Below are 1,699 nucleotides of genomic sequence, written 5' to 3'. Positions count from 1 at the left end.
GCCCGGGCTGCCCCGCCTGGGCGACGTCGCCGCCGCGATGCTGGAGCAGGTCCCGCGAGCCGTCACGGGCCTGGCCGACCCGGCCGAGCGGCGCGTCCTACGGGACTGGGCCGCGGTCGTCGCGGAGCTGGCTGCCGAGCCCGGCGACCGGATGCTGCACTGGGACCTGCACTACGACAACGTCCTCGCGGCGGAGCGCGAGCCGTGGCTCGCGATCGACCCGGAGCCTCTCGTGGGCGACCCGGGCTTCGACCTCTGGCCGGCCCTGGACAGCCGCTGGGACGACGTCGTGGCGGGCGGCGACGTCCGGCGGGTGGTGCGCCGGAGGTTCGACGTGCTCACCGGCGTGCTCGGCCTCGACCGGGAGCGGGCGGCCGGCTGGACGCTGGGGCGCCTGCTGCAGAACGCCCTGTGGGACATCGAGGACGGCGAACCCGCGCTCGCTCCCGCCGCGCTCGTCACGGCCGAGGCGCTGCGGGGCACTCAGCCGAGCGCACGCTCGTAGAACCGCCACAGGTGCTGCAGCTCGGCGGGGATCTCGGATCCGGGATAGGGGTCGCGCTCCACGAAGCCCCTGGACTCGTACAGGCGGTGGGCGCCCGTCATGAACCTGTTGCTGTCCAGCCGCACCACCCGTGCCCCGAGGTCGTCGCGGGCCTGCTCCAGGAGGCGGTCCAGCATCGCTGAGCCGACGTGCCGGCCCTGCAGCTCCGGCCGCACGAACATCCGCTTGATCTCGACCACGCCGTCGTCCTGCGCGCGCAGCGCGGCGACGCCGGCGGGCGCGCCGTCGACCTCGGCCAGGACCAGCAGACCCGACGGCCTGCGGAACGCGGCCAGCGCCGCGCCGGTGTGCTGGGCCTCCACGGCCGTCATGGCGAACCCGTAGGTGCGCTCGAACGTGGCCAGGGCCCACGTCATGTACTGCGTCATGAGGTCGAGCACGGCGGCATCGTCCGCGGCGTCCGCCTCACGGCGCTGAATCTCCTGGAGCTGGTTCAACGGGTGTCTCCTTCGGGGACCAGGCCGGTCAGCACCCGCCGCAGGACGCGCTCGAACTGGCGGTCGGGCGAGGCGTCGGCGTCGGCGTCGGACAGCGCGGCGGTGAGGTGGGGATAGGCATGGGCGGGGGGCGATCCCGTGGGGGACGAGCCGGCGGACAGCGCGTCAGCGGGTGCGGCGCTGGCCGTGGAGTGCGTCCCGGTCCCGGGACCCGTCCCGTCCGTGCGGCGCCGCTCGTGCTCCTCCGCGCAGAGCAGCCTGGTCACGGCGTTGAACACGGCCACGGCCTCCAGCATCGTGGCGCCGTCCGTCCGGGTCGGTGCGAGCACCGCGAGCACGTGCTCGAGGTAGGCGTACCCGTTCGGGCCGAGCGTCGTCGTGCCCGGCGACTCGACCATCCAGGGGTGCCGCCGGTAGACGGCGCGCGCGTCCTTGGCCAGGTCGAGCATCTGGTCCGCCCACGGGCGCTCGTCGGGCCCGTGGAGGCCGAGCTCGCCGGTGACCTCGTCGACCATGAGCGCGACGAGCTCGTCCCGGGTGTTCACGTAGCGGTAGAGGGACGCCTGCCCGGTGCCCAGGGACTGCGCCACCGACCGCATCGTCACGGCACCGAGCCCGTCCCGGTCGGCGAGCGCGACGGCCGCACGGGCCATCTCACGACGGCTGTGGGCCGGCACCCGGCCGCGCCGGGGGCGCG

3 protein-coding genes are annotated in these 1,699 nt (G+C 75.0%); 1 reads left to right on the top strand and 2 read right to left on the bottom strand.

Going from position 1 to position 1,699, the window contains the following annotated elements:
* Nucleotides 1-505: aminoglycoside phosphotransferase family protein (locus PROKR_RS11590; RefSeq protein WP_036963306.1), on the top strand; the 505-nt coding region annotated here is incomplete at its 5' end.
* Here the strand turns inward: PROKR_RS11590 and PROKR_RS11585 are convergent.
* Both PROKR_RS11585 and PROKR_RS11580 read right to left on the bottom strand, forming a co-directional pair.
* Nucleotides 484-1,002, bottom strand: a complete 519-nt coding sequence (locus PROKR_RS11585; protein WP_051432895.1) for a GNAT family N-acetyltransferase — start codon at nt 1,000-1,002, stop codon at nt 484-486. The two genes, PROKR_RS11590 and PROKR_RS11585, sit on opposite strands and share 22 nt — an antisense overlap.
* The coding region (locus tag PROKR_RS11580; protein WP_211240114.1) for a TetR/AcrR family transcriptional regulator at nt 999-1,699 on the bottom strand (701 nt) is incomplete at its 5' end. The genes PROKR_RS11580 and PROKR_RS11585, both read right to left, overlap by 4 nt.

Origin of the sequence: Promicromonospora kroppenstedtii DSM 19349 (assembly GCF_000515355.1) — a bacterium.
In the GTDB taxonomy this organism is placed as follows: Bacteria; Actinomycetota; Actinomycetes; order Actinomycetales; family Cellulomonadaceae; genus Promicromonospora; species Promicromonospora kroppenstedtii.
Note: the sequence above shows the minus strand (reverse complement) of the source record. Positions and strands in the feature narration are given on the sequence as shown.